This is a genomic window from Bartonella sp. AP258QHHD (assembly GCF_042196145.1).
Lineage (GTDB): Bacteria > Pseudomonadota > Alphaproteobacteria > Rhizobiales > Rhizobiaceae > Bartonella.
The window spans coordinates 22,404-43,264 of record NZ_JBHIPR010000061.1; the positions used below are offsets into that span (position 1 = coordinate 22,404).

Annotated in this window: 19 protein-coding genes and 2 pseudogenes; 11 read left to right on the plus strand and 10 right to left on the minus strand. The window is 36.4% G+C overall.

Annotation, left to right across the window (positions count from 1 at the left end; all coding sequences use genetic code 11):
- The first annotated feature begins 88 nt into the window (after positions 1–88).
- Positions 89–1,708: an acyl-CoA dehydrogenase family protein gene (locus tag ACFIMM_RS06825; protein WP_375638413.1), complete on the plus strand. Its 1,620-nt coding sequence runs from the start codon at positions 89–91 to the stop codon at positions 1,706–1,708.
- On the opposite strand, the gene ruvX is transcribed toward ACFIMM_RS06825, so the two are convergent.
- Positions 1,693–2,172: a Holliday junction resolvase RuvX gene (gene ruvX / locus ACFIMM_RS06830; RefSeq protein WP_375611932.1), complete on the minus strand. Its 480-nt coding sequence runs from the start codon at positions 2,170–2,172 to the stop codon at positions 1,693–1,695. The two genes, ACFIMM_RS06825 and ruvX, sit on opposite strands and share 16 nt — an antisense overlap.
- A gap of 148 nt (positions 2,173–2,320) precedes the next feature.
- On the opposite strand from ruvX, the gene gatC reads away from it, so the two are divergent.
- Positions 2,321–2,608 (plus strand): Asp-tRNA(Asn)/Glu-tRNA(Gln) amidotransferase subunit GatC, encoded by a 288-nt coding sequence (gatC, locus tag ACFIMM_RS06835; protein ID WP_375606898.1) that lies wholly within the window; start codon positions 2,321–2,323, stop codon positions 2,606–2,608.
- A 31-nt stretch (positions 2,609–2,639) separates the two neighbouring features.
- A complete protein-coding gene (gene gatA / locus ACFIMM_RS06840; RefSeq protein WP_375611931.1) occupies positions 2,640–4,124 on the plus strand; it encodes an Asp-tRNA(Asn)/Glu-tRNA(Gln) amidotransferase subunit GatA in 1,485 nt (494 codons plus the stop codon).
- Between the two features lie 95 nt (positions 4,125–4,219).
- Here gatA and ACFIMM_RS06845 read toward each other — a convergent pair whose 3' ends face one another.
- The 5 genes from ACFIMM_RS06845 to ACFIMM_RS06865 all read right to left on the minus strand — a co-directional run bounded on the left by ACFIMM_RS06845 (position 4,220) and on the right by ACFIMM_RS06865 (position 9,078).
- Positions 4,220–4,930 carry an ABC transporter ATP-binding protein gene (locus tag ACFIMM_RS06845; protein WP_273791026.1) on the minus strand — a complete coding sequence of 237 codons (711 nt, stop codon included), beginning with the start codon at positions 4,928–4,930 and terminating at the stop codon, positions 4,220–4,222.
- Positions 4,917–5,699: an ABC transporter ATP-binding protein gene (locus ACFIMM_RS06850; RefSeq protein WP_375611930.1), complete on the minus strand. Its 783-nt coding sequence runs from the start codon at positions 5,697–5,699 to the stop codon at positions 4,917–4,919. The genes ACFIMM_RS06845 and ACFIMM_RS06850 overlap by 14 nt, the downstream gene beginning before the upstream one ends.
- A complete protein-coding gene (locus ACFIMM_RS06855; RefSeq protein ID WP_375613416.1) occupies positions 5,696–6,754 on the minus strand; it encodes a branched-chain amino acid ABC transporter permease in 1,059 nt (352 codons plus the stop codon). The genes ACFIMM_RS06850 and ACFIMM_RS06855 overlap by 4 nt, the downstream gene beginning before the upstream one ends.
- On the minus strand, positions 6,754–7,830 hold the full coding sequence (locus ACFIMM_RS06860) for a branched-chain amino acid ABC transporter permease (protein ID WP_375611928.1): 1,077 nt from the start codon (positions 7,828–7,830) through the stop codon (positions 6,754–6,756). Before ACFIMM_RS06860 ends, ACFIMM_RS06855 begins: the two co-directional genes overlap by 1 nt.
- A 114-nt stretch (positions 7,831–7,944) precedes the next feature.
- A complete protein-coding gene (locus ACFIMM_RS06865; protein ID WP_273791030.1) occupies positions 7,945–9,078 on the minus strand; it encodes an ABC transporter substrate-binding protein in 1,134 nt (377 codons plus the stop codon).
- A gap of 323 nt (positions 9,079–9,401) precedes the next feature.
- Between ACFIMM_RS06865 and ACFIMM_RS06870 the strand changes: the two genes are divergently transcribed.
- From ACFIMM_RS06870 to ACFIMM_RS06885, 4 genes are all read left to right on the plus strand, one after another.
- Positions 9,402–9,977: a cold-shock protein gene (locus ACFIMM_RS06870; RefSeq protein WP_273791031.1), complete on the plus strand. Its 576-nt coding sequence runs from the start codon at positions 9,402–9,404 to the stop codon at positions 9,975–9,977.
- A gap of 251 nt (positions 9,978–10,228) precedes the next feature.
- A complete protein-coding gene (locus tag ACFIMM_RS06875; RefSeq protein WP_375628133.1) occupies positions 10,229–10,741 on the plus strand; it encodes a DUF192 domain-containing protein in 513 nt (170 codons plus the stop codon).
- Positions 10,738–11,511, plus strand: a complete 774-nt coding sequence (locus tag ACFIMM_RS06880) for an alpha/beta fold hydrolase (RefSeq protein ID WP_375682770.1) — start codon at positions 10,738–10,740, stop codon at positions 11,509–11,511. Before ACFIMM_RS06875 ends, ACFIMM_RS06880 begins: the two co-directional genes overlap by 4 nt.
- 620 nt (positions 11,512–12,131) lie before the next feature.
- Positions 12,132–12,344 (plus strand): DUF3126 family protein, encoded by a 213-nt coding sequence (locus ACFIMM_RS06885; RefSeq protein WP_375611925.1) that lies wholly within the window; start codon positions 12,132–12,134, stop codon positions 12,342–12,344.
- Between the two features lie 44 nt (positions 12,345–12,388).
- Here ACFIMM_RS06885 and radC read toward each other — a convergent pair whose 3' ends face one another.
- Genes radC through sfsA form a run of 3 tightly spaced genes read right to left on the minus strand, consistent with a single transcriptional unit; the run spans position 12,389 to position 14,740 of the window.
- Positions 12,389–13,183: a DNA repair protein RadC gene (gene radC / locus ACFIMM_RS06890; protein ID WP_375611924.1), complete on the minus strand. Its 795-nt coding sequence runs from the start codon at positions 13,181–13,183 to the stop codon at positions 12,389–12,391.
- A gap of 17 nt (positions 13,184–13,200) precedes the next feature.
- The gene (gene map, locus ACFIMM_RS06895) at positions 13,201–14,031 is read right to left on the minus strand and encodes a type I methionyl aminopeptidase (protein WP_375611923.1); all 831 of its coding nucleotides are present in this window, start codon (positions 14,029–14,031) and stop codon (positions 13,201–13,203) included.
- The gene (gene sfsA, locus ACFIMM_RS06900; protein ID WP_375682771.1) at positions 14,024–14,740 is read right to left on the minus strand and encodes a DNA/RNA nuclease SfsA; all 717 of its coding nucleotides are present in this window, start codon (positions 14,738–14,740) and stop codon (positions 14,024–14,026) included. The genes map and sfsA overlap by 8 nt, the downstream gene beginning before the upstream one ends.
- Positions 14,741–15,042: 302 nt before the next feature.
- Here sfsA and ACFIMM_RS06905 point away from each other — a divergent pair.
- The 4 genes and pseudogenes from ACFIMM_RS06905 (at position 15,043) to ttcA (ending at position 18,631) form a co-directional block, all read left to right on the plus strand.
- Positions 15,043–15,880 (plus strand): annotated as a pseudogene (locus tag ACFIMM_RS06905) (RNA methyltransferase).
- Positions 15,873–16,700: a glutamate racemase gene (murI, locus tag ACFIMM_RS06910; protein ID WP_375628129.1), complete on the plus strand. Its 828-nt coding sequence runs from the start codon at positions 15,873–15,875 to the stop codon at positions 16,698–16,700. Before ACFIMM_RS06905 ends, murI begins: the two are co-directional and overlap by 8 nt.
- Positions 16,701–16,870: 170 nt before the next feature.
- Entirely contained in the window at positions 16,871–17,488 is a 618-nt protein-coding gene (rpsD, locus tag ACFIMM_RS06915) for a 30S ribosomal protein S4 (RefSeq protein WP_273722651.1), read from the plus strand.
- A gap of 267 nt (positions 17,489–17,755) precedes the next feature.
- Complete coding sequence (gene ttcA / locus ACFIMM_RS06920) at positions 17,756–18,631, plus strand: tRNA 2-thiocytidine(32) synthetase TtcA (RefSeq protein ID WP_375628128.1); 876 nt, start codon at positions 17,756–17,758, stop codon at positions 18,629–18,631.
- 525 nt (positions 18,632–19,156) lie between these two features.
- Here ttcA and rimO read toward each other — a convergent pair.
- A pseudogene (gene rimO / locus ACFIMM_RS06925) lies at positions 19,157–20,470 on the minus strand (30S ribosomal protein S12 methylthiotransferase RimO).
- Between the last annotated feature and the right edge of the window lie 391 nt (positions 20,471–20,861).

The window sequence follows — 20,861 nt, forward strand, 5'->3', positions numbered from 1 at the left end:
AGCATTTGTTTGAATATGATAAATGTTTCTTAACTCTAAAAAGACAAATAGTCTATGATATGAATGATTTGAATGTAGGAATATACCTATGAGTGCTGTATCTGCGCAAAATACTCGTCGAAAAAATACATTTCTTAGCGATACGCTTATGTTTCGTATTGCTTCTACTTTGCCTAAGTTTTTGTTAGCAAGTTTTGAAGAAATAGGGGATTTTGCCGCGAGTCGAGAAGCATGGAAACTTTCTTGCTTAGCGAATCATTATAAGCCTTTACTATGCTATAATGATGAATGGGGGCAACCAACAGAAAGATTAGAGATCCATTCTTCCTATCAAGCTCTTCAACAATATTCTAGACAAGCAGGTTTGGTTACCTCGCTTTGGGAAAATACGAGCTCAGAAAATGGAGTACGCTATCAAGCGCGTGCGATTCGTTTAGCTTTATCTGCTGGTTTAGAAACAGGACATTTGAATGAAGTTATCATAACGAGTGCAGCTATTGCTGTTTTAATTAGTGATATTGAGCTCTTCAAAAAATGGCAAAATGTACTTTTATCACGCCAATATGATTCCTCATCAAAGCCTATTCATCATAAAAAGGCTGCTTCTCTAACTTGTGCATTTGACGATATTGAAAAATACGCTTTCAATTTTCCAAGTGTTAAGAAAATTTCTTTCGATGAAAGTATGGAACGTGATCTATATCGTTTAAATGTTGTAAAAACCAACGTTATTAATCCTACCGCTGACGGATATCTTGTTAGTGCAGATTTAGATGGTCATTTAAGTTGTTTTTTTATTCCACGCATACAAGAAAATGGTGCATTAAATGGATCTATATCGATTCGTCATTTAATTCAGCGTTCTGGAGAACTGTTAACACCAGAGGGGGTTGTCGACTTCCAAGGCAGTTATGGCTGGCTTTTGGGAAATGCTGGAGAAGGGCTTAAAGTTATTAAAGATATCGAGACGATGATGCGTTTCGATCAATCTGTCATGTCGGCAGGTGTTTTACGAGCTGCTCTTCAATTTGGTATGGATTTTTTCCGGAAAAAAATGCCCAATCAGCCTTTACCTCCACTGACAGAACGTATTTTTGCAGATATTGCATTAGATATAGCTGCCTCACAAGCATTGGTTTTGCGTTTAGCAAGAGCATTTGACAATGCAGCAAATGACCGTTCTGAAGCAGCTTTTGCCCGCATTATGACACCTATTATTGCTTATCATGTAAGTCAATTGGTTGTGCCTATTATTGGTGAAATTATTGCACAACTTGGTATTGAAAGTTTTATAGAGAATAATCCATTATCACAAATGTTGCATAATGGGCCTGCGCGAATTGTGAGAAATAGTTCTGCTAATCAATTGGTAAAGGATGCTATTCTTATTGCTGAAAAAGCACCGGGATTGTTTCAGAAATTGTTGGAAAAAATTGCTCTTGATATTGGACCAGCGGGACCCCGAGCAATTGAAATTATTAAGTCAGCAGGTGATATGGCATCAGCAAATGAAGGTGCAGGAAGATTTTTTGTTGAACAAGTAGCTTATGCAGCAGCAGCAGCAGCATTACGTTCTACAGACATAGAACATGTTGCGAATGCCTATATGGAAAGCCGCCTTGGGGGACAATGGAGATCTTCTTACGGGATGCTCATTGCACGATATAATGCAGGGCATTTGCTCAATGTCCTCTATCCTTCCATATGATGAAAGTTTTGAATTCTATTGAGAGCACCTTGCAATATAAAAGCGGCGGCTGCCGAATCAATACGGCTTGCTCTTTTAGCGCGCGATACATTCATTTCTAAAAGAGACCGTTCCGCAGCAATTGTTGATAAACGTTCGTCCCAAAAAACAAATGGAATTTTTGTATAAGCTTTCATATTGCTCACAAAAGCTCTGGTTGCTTGAACACGAGAGCCACTGCTTCCATTCATGTTAAGAGGTAAGCCAATGATAATAACGCCTACATTTTCACGGTCAAAAATTTTAATAAGTGTGTAAGCATCTTCTGTAAATTTTTTTCGCTGTAGTACAGGACGCGGATTTGAGACAGTCAGCCCCATATCAGAAATCGCAATTCCGATAGTTTTTGTCCCTAAATCTAAGCCTGCTATTGTTTGTCTAGGCAAAAGATGTTTTATAACTTCATCTATATTAATAACAGTCATAAAGGTATAATACGTTTTTTAATGTTTCAGATCTATAGTTATATTCTTTATTCATGTTATCTAATATTCTTGCACTTACAAGTGCACCCTTGTATAGCCAGAATAAAGATCAAATAAATAAACAAAAAAGCAGAAAGGCGTAAAGAGTATGTCTGTTGATCAAGAGACAGTCAAGCGGATAGCACATTTAGCAAGGATTGCCCTCCACGATGATGAGATAGAACCTGTGACAAAAAAATTCAATGCTATTTTAGGTTTTGTAGAGCAATTGAATGAAGTTGATGTCAGTGGGGTTGAGCCATTAACATCTGTGATGCCGATGACTCTACGAATGCGTGAAGATAGTGTTACAGATGGCGATAAAGCAGCAGATATTGTAGCCAATGCCCCTGTTACAGAAGAAAATTTTTTTCTTGTCTCAAAAATTGTTGAGTAACTTTTTATATTTTTGAAATTTGAGAACCAATATGACTGATTTAACAACTCTCACAATTGCGCAAGCTCGTGATGCTCTAACAAAGAAAAATCTCAAAGCAACAGAATTAACGGAAGCTTATTTACAAGCAATAGAGTTGGCGAATCCAACTTTGAATGCTTATGTAACAATAACAGCAGAACAGGCAATGAAAATGGCTGCTGAATCAGACAGTCGCTTAGCGAAAGGGCAGGGAGGGCTTTTGGAAGGAATTCCCTTGGGGATTAAAGATCTTTTTGCAACCTATGGTGTTCATACTCAAGCCTGTTCAAATATCCTTGATGGTTTTAAACCGCACTATGAATCAACTGTCACGGCTAATTTATGGCAAGATGGTGCTGTGATGTTAGGAAAACTTAATATGGATGAGTTTGCTATGGGCTCATCCAACGAAACATCATATTATGGTCCCGTTATTAGTCCATGGAGAAAAAAAGGCTCAAATGAAAAACTCGTACCCGGTGGTTCTTCGGGAGGATCCGCAGCCGCTGTTGCTGCACAAATTTGTGCTGGTGCAACTGCAACCGATACAGGTGGCTCAATACGTCAACCAGCAGCTTTTACTGGAACTGTGGGAATAAAGCCAACTTATGGACGTTGTTCGCGATGGGGCGTTGTCGCGTTTGCTTCATCTCTTGATCAAGCTGGACCTGTTGCTAGAGATGTTCGTGATTGTGCTATCTTACTCAGATCAATGGCCTCTTTTGATGAAAAAGATTCTACTTCCGTCAATTTACCAGTTCCTGATTATGAAAGTTATCTTGGTCAATCAATCAAAGGAATGAAAATCGGTATTCCAAAAGAATATCATGTGGATGGAATGTCTCCAGAAATTATTGAGCTTTGGCAAAAAGGAATAAATTGGTTAAAAGAAGCAGGTGCTGAGATTAAAGATATTTCTTTGCCCCATACAAAATATGCTCTACCTTCTTATTACATTATAGCTCCTGCAGAAGCCTCTTCTAATTTAGCGCGTTATGATGGTGTGCGTTTTGGTTTGCGCATGCCTGGGAAAGACATCATTGAGATGTATGAAAATACGCGTTCTGTTGGTTTTGGTGATGAAGTCAAACGGCGCATTCTGGTTGGGACTTATGTTCTTTCATCAGGTTATTATGATGCCTGTTATTTAAGAGCTCAAAAAGTAAGAACACTCGTAAAACGTGATTTTGATCAATGTTTTGCTTCAGGCATTGATGCTATTTTGACACCAGCAACACCAACATCTGCTTTTGGTATTGCTGATGAAAAAATAAAAAATGATGCTGTAGCAATGTATCTTAATGATATTTTTACTGTACCAGTTAATATGGCTGGATTACCAGGAATTTCTGTTCCTGCTGGTCTGTCATCAAATGGTTTACCTCTAGGATTGCAATTGATTGGTAAACCTTTTTCTGAAGAAGTCATTTTTCAGATAGCGCACATTATTGAACAAGAAGCAGGAATATTCAGTGCAGAAAAATGGTGGATGTAATAGTCAAAATTCACAAAGGAGCATTTCTCATCCTTAATGAGAAATGCTCCTTTAAATGGTGGAGGGAATGAGCTCTATTTCCTTAATTCGTAGTCTTACCCACCAAGATAGGCTTCTTTAACACGCGAATCAGAGAGCATAGTTTTTCCTTCACCGTGAAATAAAATATGTCCTACCTCTAAAATATAAGCATAGTCAGCTATGGAAAGTGCAGCAAATGCATTTTGTTCAATAAGAAGAACAGTTTTCCCCATATCATTAATTTTTCGAATAATCGAAAAAATTTCTCGAACGAGAAGTGGTGCTAACCCCAACGAGGGTTCATCTAATATGACCATATCAGGATTGCTCATGAGTGCACGGCCCACAGCAACCATCTGTTGTTCACCACCTGACATTGTTCCTCCCAACTGTTTTGCTCTTTCACGTAGGCGCGGAAAAAGGTCAAATATCCATTCAATATCACGGGAAATTCCCTGCTTATCGTGACGAATATAAGCGCCTAGATGAAGATTCTCTAAAACAGTGAGATGGGGCATGATACGTCGTCCTTCAGGGCTTAGAGCAATCCCTAATCGCAAAATCTCTTCTGGTGATTTTTTAATAATAGATTTGCCATTATAGGTAATTTCTCCATAAACAGAGCGATTAAGCCCTGTAATAGAACGTACAATACTGCTTTTTCCTGCACCATTGGCTCCAATTAAAGTGACAATACTGCCCCGCTTTATGGACATAGAAAGATTTTGGACAGCTTTAATGGCGCCATAATGAACGTAAAGATTTTTTATTTTAAGAATATCCATAAACATCTCCGCCAAGATAAGCTTCAATAACTTTAGGGTTATTACGAATTTCATCTGGTGTACCACTGGCAATGCAACAGCCATATTCCATAACCAAAATATGTTGGCAAAGCCCCATAACCACTTTCATATCGTGCTCAATAAGAAGAATTGTAAGATCAAAGTCTTTTTGCACTTTTGCTATGAATTTTCTAAGATCTTCACTTTCTTGTGGATTCATGCCAGCAACAGGTTCATCAAGAAGAAGCAATTTGGGCTTTGTGGCTAACGCACGTGCAATTTCTAGACGTCGTTGCACACCATAAGGTAAAGCTGTTGCCGATTGATTGGCAAGATGATCAAGTTGTAGCTGTTCAAGGAGCTCCAAGGAATTTTTATAAACTTCCTTCTTTTCTTTTATTGCTTTTGAAAAAAAGAGAGCTGAAGAAAACCAAGGATATTTTTGTCGAACATGCGCTCCTACCATAACATTCTGCAAAACCGTTAACCCTGAGAAAAGACGAATATTTTGAAATGTTCTGGCAATATGGCTTCTACAGATAATATAAGGAGACGCTCCAGAAATTTTTTTCTCATCAAAAAGAATGATGCCGCTTGTAGGAGCATAAAATCCAGAAATCATATTGAAAACTGTTGTTTTTCCAGCACCATTGGGACCAATTAATCCAGTAATACTTCCTCGTTTAATTGCCATATTAACATTATTTACAGCAACTAATCCGCCAAAACGCATTACAATATTATTGAGTGAAAGGATATTGTCGTTCATAGCTTTCCCTCAGTATTAGAAAGCTTTTTGCGTGTCAAAAAGCTATAAATTCCATTCCATGAAAATTCTCGTTGTCCCATTAACCCTTTTCTCCAAAACAAGATAATTACCAGCAATAAAAGAGAAAAAACAACCATACGAAGCCCTGGGGTTTCTGGAATATGTATAAAACCTAAGTCAAATGGACTTTCAATAATACGAAGCCATTCAAGCATGACTGTAATAATAATGCTGCCAATAATGCTCCCTGTAATTGAACCGAGACCACCAGCAACAACAATCATTAAAATATTAAAAGTCAGAAGAAAATTAAACATTTTTGGATCAATGGTTGAAATAAGAGCCGCCATTAATGCGCCACCTATACCTGCAAAAAATGCTCCAACAGTAAAGGAAAAACTACGGTAGAAAAAAGCATTAATTCCCATAGTTTTCGCAGCTATTTCATCATCACGAATAGCACGTAATACGTTACCAGTATTACTTTGCAGTAAGAGGACAATAAAGAGAACTGTAAATGCTAGCCAACCATAGTTCCACCATAATGTTGCATTTTGAGGTATTCCTTTGATTCCCAAAGAGCCATTTGTGAGCGATGTTGCGTTCGTAATGACAATGCGAATAATTTCCGCAAAACCTAATGTTGCAATTCCAAGATAATCGCCACCAAGACGCAATATTGGTAAAGCAATTAATAAACCTACAACAGCAGCACACAAACCACTTACGACGACAGCGATAAAAAAAGGTAACTGCAAATGATATAATGGTTCAGCAATAGGCTCAAGAATCCACATCATTTCTTTTTGTTCAGGGGAAAGAAGTAAAATTGCGCAAACATAAGCACCAATAGCCATAAATCCAGCATGTCCAAGAGAAAACATACCTGTGAAACCGTAAATCAAATTAAGCGAAATTGCCAATATCGCATTAATAGCAATCAGATTGATGATACGAAGCGTATAGTCATTAAAATGGCTATCAGCATAAAATAAAAAACCTATGAGAACTAAAACACTTATACACGATAAAACAGTTGTCGCTGACTTTGCCATTAGATTTTCTCCTGATTTCTTTTACCCATTAATCCTGTGGGCAATATCAATAGAATCAGAATCAATAAAATGAAAGCGAAGGCATCTCGATATCCAGATAGCGCGGGGAAAAATGCGATAATCATAATTTCAATAAACCCTAATAACAATCCTCCCAACATTGCTCCTGGTATCGAACCAATACCTCCGATAACAGCAGCAATAAATGCTTTGAGACCAGGAAGAACACCCATATAAGGCTGAATTTGAGGATAACGTAAAGACCACATAATGCCTGCTATGGCGGCAAGAGCTGAGCCTATTCCAAATGTAAACGCAATAACTTTATTGACAGACACACCCATCAAACGTGTTGTTTCAATATCATGGGAGATTGCGCGCATAGCAAGACCCGGTTTTGTTTTATGGATAATCCATAATAGTAATAAAATAAGAATTAATGACACAAAGGGAACGATCAGAGACATGGGAGCAATTCTGATGATACCATCTGCTCCTGATCCTAGATGCCATAAAAATGGTGTTACAAGAAAGTCTGGCTGTTGTACACCTTTCGGAACACCACTAAAGAGTACAGTAGCAAGATTTTCAATAAAAAAAGAAACACCAATTGCACCGATAAGTGCCGAAATACGCGGAGCATGGCGTAGAGGTTTATAAGCAAATTGATCAACAGCAACACCCACAGCACTTGTAATAAAAATGGAAAAACAAAGAGCTAAAACCCAAATCGGTGTAAAGTCTTGCGGGGAAATTTTAAAATAATAAACAAATCCTAGCGCAAGAATTAAAAAAGCAGCAATCCAATAAATTGGAGGACGCCTTTTAAAGCCTATAAAGACCGAATAATAAACAAGAGCAGCAAGGAACAAAAGAAGAAAAGCTGCCCAAGCAGGCATAAAGCCAATTGTGGAAAAGAAAACAAAATATGCTCCCAGCATAAAGATATCACCGTGAGCAAAATTAATGAGTCTCAGTATACCGTAGACCATGGTGTAGCCAATAGCAATAAGCCCATAAAGAGATCCCAATGCCAGTGCATTAAAAAAGTACTGGATGAACATTTCAGTGCTCATCTCTCATCCTTCCACATTTGTTAATTTACATAGGACAATAAGAAATTTCTAAGTTTTTGGTTGAGAAAAAGATCCTCAACCAATTCTTGCATTTTAATAAGCACAACTTTTTAATTAAAAAGCAGGTTTAACTTCTTCTAAATAAACACGTTTTCCATCCTGTATTTTAATGATACCAATAGGAATTTTAGGATTATGATTTTCATCCATTGACATATCCCCAAAGGGGGTAGGAAAATCTTTTAATTGGCTAAGTGCGATAGTAATTTTTTCACGATCAGTGCTACCAGCATTTTCAATAGCCTTCATGAACATCATATAACTCGTGTATCCCAAAACAGAATTGATATTTGGCTCTTTGTCTGGGTAAGCTTTTTTCCATTCTTTTGTGAATTCTTGCGCAGCTACTGACATATTTGGCATATCCTCACTATAGGGAAGTGTCGTATGTAAGAAACCTTCTGCAGCTTTTCCTGCAATCGTAATGGTTTCTGGATTATCCATAGCATCTCCACCCATAATTTGAAATTTAGCCCCTAATTCTCGTGCTTGTTTCATGATGATAGCACCTTCAGAAAAGTAAGATGGAATGAATAAGATATCAGGTTTCTGGGCGATAATTTGCGTGAGAACAGCTGAAAAGTCCTGATCTCCAGAATTATAATTTAAATTTGAGATAACTTCACCACCTAATTTTTTGAAAGCACGCGTAAAATAACTTGCAAGACCAATAGCATAATCGCTTGAAATATCTTTAAGGATAGCAGCCTTTTTTGCGTGTAAAGTTTGGCTTACATAAGTTGCGATTCCTACTCCTTGATAGGAATCAATAAAGCAAGCACGAAAGTAATATTTTTTACCCTGTGTAACAAGGGGACTTGTTGAGGACGTTGCAATGGTTGGAGTCTTTGCCTTTTCAGATATTTCACCACCTGCTAACGAGAGCGAAGAACCATAGCTACCAATGATTCCACTCACTTTTTCACTTGCTGTTAAACGCATAACAGCATTAGCCGCTTCTACTTTATCAGACTTATTATCAATAATAACAAGTTCTACTTTACGTCCTAAAATTTCTGGAACTTTTTTATGGGCTAATTCTATACCTCTAATTTCAAGCTGACCTCCAAATGCATTTTGACCACTTAATGGAAGATAAACACCAATCTTAATAGGTTCACTCGCATAAACATTTGCTGTAAATGCCATAAATGCTGCGATTATCGTAAGGATTTTCTTCAATTGCATTGCGCATTTTCCTTAATTGAATTGTCGTTTTTTCACCTTATATTGAACTTCTTCATCATGCAAGTTACACATTAATCAAAATATCATTATGTAAAAAAACTTTTATATGATCTCTTTTGTAGGGCACTTCTTGTAAGGTATGTAAAGTGTACAATCAAATAGTTTTATAAATATTCACGTTGATATTCTCTGACATTAACATAGAAGATACGACAATGTGGGGAAATCTTATCTTGGGGCTTGCGTGTTGATACAAGAGCAATGTTTACTTAAACCTAGAGAATCAATATCGTACAATTTATAAGCTACAGGATCACGTTATTATGACGAGTAAGGATGCATTAAAGGATTGTTCCCCATCTGAGGATAGTATAGGTGCTTGTGGGGAGATTATCGAAATCAGTGGTGTCATTAAGTGGTTTGATGGTAGTAAGGGGTATGGATTTATTGTACCTGATTTACCTCATTTCCCCGATATATTATTGCATGTTACAGTAATGCGAAGGGATGGTTTTCAAACAGCTTTGGAGGGAGCTAAAGTCATTTGTGCTGTGGAAAAAACTGAACGAGGATTAAAGTGCGTTCAGGTGAAATCCATAGATTGTTCTTCAGCAATCCATCCATCAGAAGTTCCAGCCCGTACCCATGTTGTTGTTACTCCAGAAAGTGGACTAGAACGAGCAATTGTTAAATGGTTTAATCGTGACAAAGGATACGGTTTTCTTAGCCGTGGGCAAGGAACGGAAGATATTTTTATTCATATGGAAACATTGCGCCGTTTTGGTTTAGCAGAGCTTCGTTCGGGTCAAGTTGTTCTTGTACGTTTTGGTAAAGGAGAAAAAGGTTTAATGACAGCAGAGATTTATCCGGATATAGGCATTCCTTTAGCTACGCATTAAATTTCACGAGTGAAATCAGTGTGTTTTCTATATTTTTAAAGGTGATTGTTTCATAAATTGCTATAGAAGTAGATTTTTAAAGAAAATATAGCTCTCGTGAATCCATAAACCAAATGAAGAAAATTGTGCATATTACGTTGAAAGAAACTAGAAAATAACAAGGAAGCAATTCTCTTGTTTTTTGACTTTTAAACTCTGGTACTTTTTATTTTATAAACAAAATTTAAAATTTTTCTCTGGTGGAGACAAGAATGTTAAAGCCTTTTAAAAAGGAGTATATTGTTTTATTGGTGATGCTTTTTATGTTAGATATGCGTGTTGTTGTAGCAAAGGAGCCCATAGAGATTCCTGTGCATCCGATTCCTTTAGAAATACATACAAAGCAAGGTCCGGTTTTTTATAAGGTAGAGATTGCTTTTACGCCATCTCAAGCAGCAGCTGGTTTAATGTATCGAACTGATTTTCCACGCGATCGTGCAATGCTCTTTAAGCAGCTAAAAAGTTATCCATCGGGAGATGAGCAGAAAATTTTTATGTGGATGGCAAATACGCCTTTACCTTTAGATATGATTTTCTTAAACTCTGAGGGAATTATTGTATCGATTATTGAAAATACTTCTCCATTTTCAACAAATACCATTTCATCAGAAGTTCCTGCAGCTTTTGCACTTGAAATTAATGCTGGTGAAGTTTCTGAAAAACAGATACAAAAAGGACAACGTGTTATTCATCCTGTACTTTGTGGAAAGTGCAATAAAAAATGACCGCTGAAGATATTCGTTTTTTTGAATATAATGGTTTGCGATTTGCTTATCGAGAAGAAGGACAAGGCGCTCCTGTTTTGTTGATCCATGGTTTTGGATCTTCTGCACGGGTGAATTGGTATGCAACAGGTTGGTTTCGTATTCTCACGGAAGCAGGATATCGTGTTATTGCTCTTGATAATCGCGGTCACGGACATTCAGTTAAAAGTTATGATCCTATCTTTTATACACCTCAAGCTATGGCTGGCGACGCAGTAAAGTTACTGCAGCATTTAGAGTTATCTAAAGCCCATGTTATGGGATATTCTATGGGGGCTCGTATTAGTGCTTTCATGGCTCTTTTGCATCCAACATATGTACACAGTGTTATTTTTGGTGGTTTAGGTATTGGTATGGTGACGGGAGCAGGAAATTGGGAGCCCGTTGCTGAGGCCCTTTTAGCAGAAGATATTTCCACTATTACCAATACGCGCGGTTTAATGTTCCGTAAATTTGCAGATCAAACGAAAAGCGATAGGCGTGCTCTTGCTGCTTGTATCATTACATCAAAACAGGAGTTAACGGCGTCTGAAGTTTACAAAATCAAACAACCAGCACTTGTTGCCGTTGGTTCATTAGATGAAATTGGCGGTGATGCAGAGCCATTGGCAGCCTTGTTGCCTTGTGGTGAAGCTTTATCAATTCCTGATCGAGATCATATGCTTGCTGTAGGCGATAAAGTTTATAAAAAAGGCGTTATCGATTTTCTTTCTCGTTATCCTATAAAATAAGAACTCTTCATAGCTTTTAGAATTTACAGAAATACCCAATATTTTTATTTCGTATAAATTGAAAAAAGCTTATTAAAAAATCTTTCTGTTATGACGTAAGTTTTTATAAAAAATGAAAAGAAAAATAAACTCTTATTAGCTTATTTTGTATATTTTCCAGAGAGGTAATTCTTCTAAGATTAGATAATTATACTTTAAAGGTTATTAAAAAGAATTATTTTCGAATGATGTAATAAATATTTTTTGCTAAAAAATGTAGTTTTAAATAAAAAAATATTTTTATTTGTATTTTTTATAAAATAAACAAAATTATAAATTATTGATCAATTTATTCTTACGAATATGCATTTTAAATACAGATGCTAAAATTGGAGATAAAGTAAAATTATTAAAAATATACAGTTTTTTTTTGCCATTTTTTAATCTATACGGGTATATTTAATAATGATAGACTCCTTTTGTAAACGTTCTTTATGAATGTATAAAGAACGTTGTGAATATATGTAATATTAAGTAAATATTCAGATTATGCTTTTTTACTGACTTTACAGAATCATAAGAGTGTCTTATTTGCACGACACGCAATTATTTTAATCGTTTCAAAAAAACAGGAGAGCATAGTGAATGCTGATGAAATAAAAAAACTTGATAATTATTTTAGAAATATATTCCAAAACTCAGCATTGCAAGTCAGAGCACGTCCTAAAAAGAGTGATTCTTGTGAGGTTTATATGGGAGATGAGTTTTTAGGCATTATCTATCGAGATGAAGATGAAGATGAGCTCTCCTATAATTTCTCAATGGCTATATTAGATATTGATTTAGAAAATTGATTCGTTATTCATAGTTGAATGAAGTCTTTTTTATCCCATAAGATTTATATAAGTTTTAACGCTTTAAAACTCGTATGGTTATTTCGTGCAATAATAAGATGGTCATGGATAATAATGCCTAATGCATTTGCTGCATCTTTTAATCTATATGTCATTGTTATATCTGCATTAGAGGGGGTGGAATCGCCAGAAGGGTGATTGTGGACTAAGATAAGTCCTGATGCGGATAACTCTAAAGCTCGAGAAATAACTTCACGAGGATAAACAGGGGTATGATCAATGGTTCCAGTTTGTTGCACCTCATCAGCAAGTAAGCCGTTTTTCTTATCAAGAAACAAAATACGAAACTGTTCACGTGTTTCGTGAGCCATAACAGCTTTACAATACGCTAACACTTTATCCCATGATGAAAAAATATCGCGCTTAAACAATTGCGCACGAGCAAGACGTCCAGCAACATCTGAAATAATTTTTAAATCAACTGCAGTGGCGGGACCACATCCTGGAATTTCTTGAAGTCGGTGAATATCCGCTCCCAACACATCAGCTAATGAACCAAAACGCGCTATCAAATTTTTAGCTATGGGTTTTGTGTTTGCACGGGGTATTGTGCGAAAAAGCAATAATTCAAGATATTCATAATCTTCAATTGCATTTCCTTTTGACTTTAAATAGCGCTTCCGAAGACGTTCACGATGGCCTTGATAATGTTTATGAAGCTGTGCGTTTTTCTGAGGCTCTTCACTTTTTCTTTCTGATACTGGGGTGAGTGGAGAACTCGATGTTAATGCAAAGTGATTACTTTGAGTATCTTCCTTTTGTTTTAATTTTTTAGCCATAACATCTCTACATTGCGTTAGGTATGGGAATTTGGAATATAAAAAATATTTTTAGGAGATTGTGTAAATATTTCATACCCTTCATTTGTAACACCAATTGTATGTTCATATTGTGCTGTCAGAGAGCGGTCACGGGTAACAGCAGTCCAACCGTCAGATAAAATCTTAACTTGTGGTTTACCAAGGTTAATCATAGGCTCAATTGTAAACATCATACCTTGTTTTAATTCAACTCCTTCTCCAGGATTTCCATAATGGAGAATATTGGGAGCATCATGAAAAAGCTGGCCGATACCATGTCCGCAAAAATCTCTCACAATTGAACAGCGTTCAGATTCTGCATACTGTTGAATGGCTGCCCCAATATCACCTGTCGTTGCTCCAGGCTTAACGACAGCGATTCCTTGCATAAGACTTTCATAGGTTATTTTTAGCAAGCGTTCTGCGGCACGCCTAATTTTTCCAACAGGATACATTCGGCTTGAATCCCCATGCCAACCATCAAGGATAAAGGTTACATCAACATTTACAATATCACCTTCTTGCAAAGGTCTTTTATTGGGAATGCCATGGCAGACAACGTGATTGATAGATGTACAGCATGAATGGCTGTATCCATGATAATTTAGATCAGCAGGAAGTGCTCCTCGCTTAGCTCCAAAAATAAATACAAAATCATCTATTTCTTGCGTAGTAACGCCCGGCTTAATAATATCTGTAAGCGCATCAAGGCATTCTGCAGCAATACGACCAACTTCACGCATTTTAGCAAAAGCATAATCATCGAAAATGCGGATTTTTCCATTAAATTTTAAAGGGATTTTATTATATTCGATATACTCAGTCATTGTTTCTTCTATTTTCTATTTTTACTCTCTGAATCGGAAAAATGCCTTCTACACTTACATGACACTTTACAGCATAACATTCTACTCCTGATTTTAATGCTAAATCAAACTTACGTCCATAGAGTGGATCAAGATCATGACAAATTGTAAAAGCTGAGCAATCTTCTCGTTGAATAATATAAAGCATAGCAGCTCGTTTTCCTTGTTGTACAACTCCTATGAGCTCATCAAGGTGACGTGCACCACGTTTTGTTTCGCTATCAGGAAATTCTGCTAATCCTTTCTGACGAATAAAATGAACATTTTTGACTTCTAGGTAACAATCAGGAAGAATGTCATCACGTAAAAGAAAGTCAATTCGTGATTGTGCCCCATAGCGTTGTTCTTTTAAAATTGTTTTATATCCATTTAATTCTGGTAGTAATCCGTTTTGAATTGCTTCTAACGCAAGTTTATTGGGTAAAGAAGTATTAATACCAACCAAAGTATTATCGGCTTCAATAATTTCTAATTGATAGGCATATTTTCGTTTGATGTTGTTATGATAAGAAAGCCAAATATTGGTGTTGAAAGCTGTTAATCCAAGCATTGATCCTGTATTAGGTACAGACACGGTGAGGACATGCTGATCATCTTGTTGAACATCCGCAAGGAAACGTTTATAACGACGGATAAGCTTTGCAGGAAAAAGTTTGGGAATAAAGTGCATATCCCTTTTTTAGGATTTATGATTTCATAATTCAACTGAGATTATGATTTATAGGGGCTGTTCCCTATTAAAAAAGATAAAATTGATGTAAAAAACGCTACGATATCTTATATAAATTGTTATAAATTCCATCGTTCACTTTAATGGCTTTTAAAATTTATTATTAGGTTTAGAAACTATTATCTTTGAATGAAAAGATAGATTATCTATAAGTTATTATTAAACAGCATTAGAGTATTGTGAAAAAGGTTTCGTAAAAATAGTGGAGAGGGAGATAGTTTAAGTGAAACTAGGTAAAATTGATGGCAGGAACGAATAGGAATCGTGAAAATTTAACAAATGGTCCCATTATTATTTTAGTTGAACCGCAGCTTCCTGAAAACATTGGTATGGTCGCAAGGGCAATGGCAAATTTTGGGCTTTCTAAGCTTCGATTAGTCAATCCTCGAGAGATGTTTCCAAATGAAAAAGCTAGAGCTGCTGCGAGTAAAGCTGATCATGTCATTAACAATGCTGTGATTTTTAACACATTGCGTGATTCAATTGCAGATTTACACTATGTTTTTGCCACAACAGCACGTGAAAGATGTGGATTTAAAACTGTAAAAAGTGCTGTCGAAGCAGCAAGCGTATTACGTCAGCGTGAAAGTATCGGACATAAGACTGGGATTGTCTTTGGAAGAGAGAGATGGGGACTAGAAAATGATGAAATCAGCCTTGTTGATGAAATTATTACTTTTCCAGTTAATCCTGCTTTTGCGTCACTTAATATTGCGCAAGCGGTTCTTTTAATGTCTTACGAATGGATGAAAGCTGGTTTAGAGAATGTCAGCGATACGGCATTTCGTGCAGCAGAGATGGAACCTGCAAATAAAACAATATTCCATGGTTTTTTATCTCAGTTAGAAGAGGCTTTGAATATCCGTGGGTATTTTAGACCACCAGAACGTAAAGAAGTAATGCTTGCAAATTTGCGCTCTGTTTTTACGCGCGCTAACTTTAGTGAACCTGAGGTTCGTTTATTGCGAGGCATTATATCTTCTTTGGATCATTTTTCGCCACAATATCCACGGGGGAGTAGAGCACCGGAAGAGCGTGATCGTAAAAAAATTAAAAATAAGTGTGAAAACTAATGGATGAACGACCTGTTCTTTTTTTTGATAGCGGTATTGGTGGTTTAACAGTGTTCAGGGAAGCGCGTATTCTTATCCCCGACATGCAATTTATCTATGTTGCTGATGATGCAGGATTTCCTTATGGAAATTGGAAAGAAAATATTTTGAAAGAGCGTATTTTGAAGATTTTTACAAATCTTTTAACACGTTACAATCCAGCTTTATGTGTGATTGCTTGCAACACTGTTTCTACACTGATGATAGCAGATTTACGACAGAATTTTCCTCATGTCCCTTTTGTAGGAACGGTTCCTGCAATTAAATCAGCTGCTGAACAAACAAAATCTGGTTTTATTTCCGTATTAGCGACTCCTGGAACAGTTAAACGTGCTTATACAAATGAATTAATTAACTCTTTTGCTGGACAGTGTCATGTTCAGCTTGTGGGAAGTAAAAAGCTGGCTGGACTTGCTGAAGATTATTTACGGGGAAAATCTATCGATTCAGAAGAGTTAAGAAAAGAAATCTTGCCATGTTTTGTGGAAAAAAATGGACAATATACGGATGTTATTGTTTTAGCCTGCACACATTATCCTTTTTTGATTAATTTCTTTCGTGAACATGCTTTATGGTCCGTTGAGTGGATTGATCCGGCGAAAGCGATCGCCAAACATACCAGATCTTTATTACCATTGTCGGGAAAGATACACCATCAATATATAAAGAAATATCAAGATTTTGCGTTGTTGACATCAAAAAATATCACTTCTTTAACGGAGAATTTGTTTAAAGGATTTGGCTTAAAACTCATGAAAGGAGTTGACTTTGGGTTACGAGACCAATAATGATGATCTAGCTATTTTTTCAAGAAAATAGCATTAATTGACGTGTCCCGTGGATAACTTTGCATATTGATATGTTAAGGTATTCTGTCAGTCTTTAGTATTTAAAGGCAGAGGAGGGCGCGTTTCCTTGGGGTCTTAAGATCTCGTGTTTTATTTTATAAGGAAATGCGATGAGTAAACGCGAAACAACAAAGTATAAAATTGACCGTCGTATGGGAGAAAATATTTGGGGGCGTCCAAAATCTCCTGTCAATCGTCGTGATTATGGTCCAGGTCAGCATGGACAGCGTCGTAAAGGAAAACTTTCTGACTATGGGGTGCAGTTGCGCGCTAAACAGAAATTGAAAGGGTTTTATGGAGATATTTCAGAAAAACAATTTCATAAAACCTATGAAGAAGCTGCTCGTCGACGGGGAGATACTGGTGAAAATCTTATCGGTCTGTTAGAATCACGTTTGGATGCTGTTGTTTATCGTGCAAAATTCGTACCTACGATTTTTGCTTCTCGCCAATTTATCAATCACGGTCATGTTAATGTCAATGGGCGGCGCACAAACATTCAATCTTATCGTTGTAAACCCGGTGATGTTATTGAGGTTCGGGAAAAATCGAAACAACTTGTTTTAGTGTTAGAATCAGTGCAATTGGCAGAACGTGATGTCCCTGATTATATTGAAGCAGATCATAAACAGATGAAAGCAACCTTTACACGTATTCCTGCTTTTGCAGATGTTCCTTATGCTGTGCAAATGGAACCTAATCTGGTTGTTGAATTTTATTCTCGATAATTTTTCTGTAAGAGAAATTGTTTCTCTCTTCTATTATGATAACTTCAAAATATTATGTTATTCTTACAATATTTGAAGTTAATAAGTTCTTTTTGTAAATGGTTCTATATTAAGTTTATTGCTATGTTTTATAGTCATAAATTTGTATAGTTCCATTTCTTTTTTGTGTATCTAATTTATAAATTCAAAAAACATAAATGTAAGCTTGCTTTAATATTTGTTTTTATCTTTGCAAAACGAGCCGTTTATTGTGCAGGATATGGTATTATGAATGATGTTTCAGTTGAATATCAGGCAATAGAAGAAAACAAAGGGAGAGATGATCCTTTAATAAGCGAAGCAGATAATTGTCATCCAATGTTTCGTGTTGCTCCTTCAAGCGTAGAATTTAATAAATTGCGCAAACGACTTTTACGTCATATGCGACAAGCTTTGGATGATTTTTCTATGCTCTCTACAGGGAAAAAATGGCTTGTTGCTTTATCGGGTGGAAAAGACTCTTATGGTTTATTAGCGCTTCTTTTAGACTTAAAGTGGCGAGGTCTTTTATCCGTTGAAATTCTAGCCTGTAATCTTGATCAAGGGCACCCAGGATTTCCTAAGCATATTCTTCCAGACTTTTTAAGTTCTTATAAAATTCCATATCGTATTGAATATCAGGATACTTATTCCATTGTTACAGATAAATTGGCAGAGTCGCAGACATATTGTTCACTTTGTTCTCGATTACGACGTGGTAATCTCTATCGTATTGCACGTGAAGAGGGATGTTCTGCATTAGTTTTAGGTCATCATCGTGATGATGTTTTAGAAACATTTTTTATGAATTTGTTTCACGGTGGCCGATTAGCTGCCATGCCTGGAAAACTTAAAAATGATGAAGGAGATCTTTTTGTATTACGTCCTCTTGTTTATGCTGCTGAGGAAGATATGGAAAAATTTTCTCAAGAAATGCAATTTCCAATTATTCCTTGTAATCTTTGCGGTAGTCAAGATGGATTACAACGTAATGCAATGAAAGAAATGCTGAAAAATATAGAAAGACAAATGCCAGGACGTAAAGATACGATGATTCGCGCTTTAACAAATGTACGCCCAAGTCATTTGCTTGATAAGAAATTCTTTGATTTTAAAACGTGTTAATAAAAATTAGATATTTTAAAAATAAGTTTAAAGAGTTTAAGATAAGATACTTATTTATAATGATAATTTATTTTTTTCATTTAAATATCGTCAGATTGTTTTGTTTCAAATTCTCTTATATTGCTTCCATAAAAAATATCCGTTTGCATATCACAAAGGAAATTCTTGTGTGCATAAAACACTCTTGAAAAAAGTTTCCTTTCACTAACCAATGACTGTCGCAATATCAAAAATAGGAAAATAGTACGATTGTCGATTTGCTCTTTTGTTAATTAAAAATGGTGTACCTTGTGGATTTTATTTTATTCTGTTGCGCCGCCGTCACCGTCATTTAAGGCATTAAATTAAGAGAATATATAACTGCTTGGTATTTTGGGAGTGTATAGCAAACACTCAGAGTAAGGATTGCTCGTAAATTCTCATGAAGTGAGTTACATGATCGGTTCTTGTTATGAAAAATCGCTTTTTTATAAACCAATGCTGATAGAAATCTTCATCATTGAGGACAGGGAAGGAGTTAAATTTTTAAACTGCTATACCATAAAGGTCATAGGCATCCGATTGTTCGATTTTAACGGTGACAAATTCACCAACACGCAGTGGGCGTCGTGATGATATATGGACAACACCATCTATTTCTGGAGCATCGTACTGACTACGTCCTTTGGCAACTTTTCCTTGACTTTCATCGATAAGCACTCGGAGTCTTTTTCCAATTTTTTTCTTTAAAAGATGTGTAGAAATTTGTTGTTGTTTTGCCATAAAACGATGCCAGCGGTTTTCTTTCACCTCTTCAGGAATATTTTCTAATCCCAAATCATTTGCGGCAGCTCCTTTTACTTCTTCATATTTAAAGCACCCCGCGCGTTCAATTTTTGCTTCTTCTAGCCATTCTAGAAGTATATTAAAATCTTCATTCGTTTCACCAGGAAAACCAACGATAAATGTTGATCGCAAAGTAAGATCTGGACATATTTTCCGCCATTTTTCAATTTTACGGTTTGTTTTTTCCATAAGTGCGGGACGCTTCATGTGACGCAAAACAGTTGGTGATGCATGCTGAAAAGGTATATCCAGATAAGGAAGAATTTATTTTGCAGCCATAAGTTCGATAACTTCATCAACATGGGGATAAGGATAAACGTAATGCATACGTACCCAAATACCCATATCGCCTAGTTCGCGACAAAGATCAAAGAATTTAGTTTTGATTGTACGATCTTTCCAAGAATTTTCGAGATATTTAAGATCAACACCATAAGCACTCGTATCCTGTGAAATAACCAAAAGTTCTTTTACACCCGCTTGCACGAGTTTTTCAGCTTCACGAAGAACATCGCTGATGGGACGTGAAGTGAGATCACCACGCAAAGTAGGGATGATACAAAAACTACACCGATTAGAGCATCCTTCAGAAATCTTTAAGTAGGCGTAATGGCGAGGTGTTAAACGAATACCTTGGGGAGGAACTAAATCAAGAAAAGGATCATGAACAGGAGGAATTGCTGTATGAACAGCTTCTATAACGCTTTCATAAGCTTGCGGTTTTGTAATAGCCAATACATTAGGATATGTTTGGCGAATAGCATCAGGATCAGCACCAAGACACCCTGTTACAATAACTTTTCCATTTTTTTTAAGAGCTTCATCAATATTGGCTAATGATTCTCTCCTTGCCGAGTCAAGAAAACCACAGGTATTCACAATAACGACATCAGCTCCTTGATGTTGACGTGAAATCTCATACCCTTCAGAGCGAAGGCGTGTAATAATTCGCTCAGAATCTACGAGTGCTTTTGGGCATCCGAGGGAGACAAAACTAATACGAGGTGCTACCATGATGATCCTACAATTACTATGAATGATTGAGTTACGCTTTTATTAATTTAAAAATAATGTTCTTTATTTTTATACCTATGCAATACAATCTGTTACAAAGTTATTTGATTTTTTTCTACAAAATTTTATGTGTTTTTATGCATGCATACAATTTTGTCTTATTATATCGTAAAATTCCGTTATTGAGGATGATGATATAAGACAGCTTCCTTCAAAGCATTTAAGTTCTTTTCAAAGTACGTGGTGAATATTTTAAAACTTACTTGTCAAGCCTTGCATTAAGTGAAGAACATGGAGGGAAGGGAAAGTGAAACCTGCTCGATAAGGATCTGGATTGTTTATAAACCGAATTGGGGGCATCCTTTGGCTGTGGAGAAGAAGTCAATTGCGT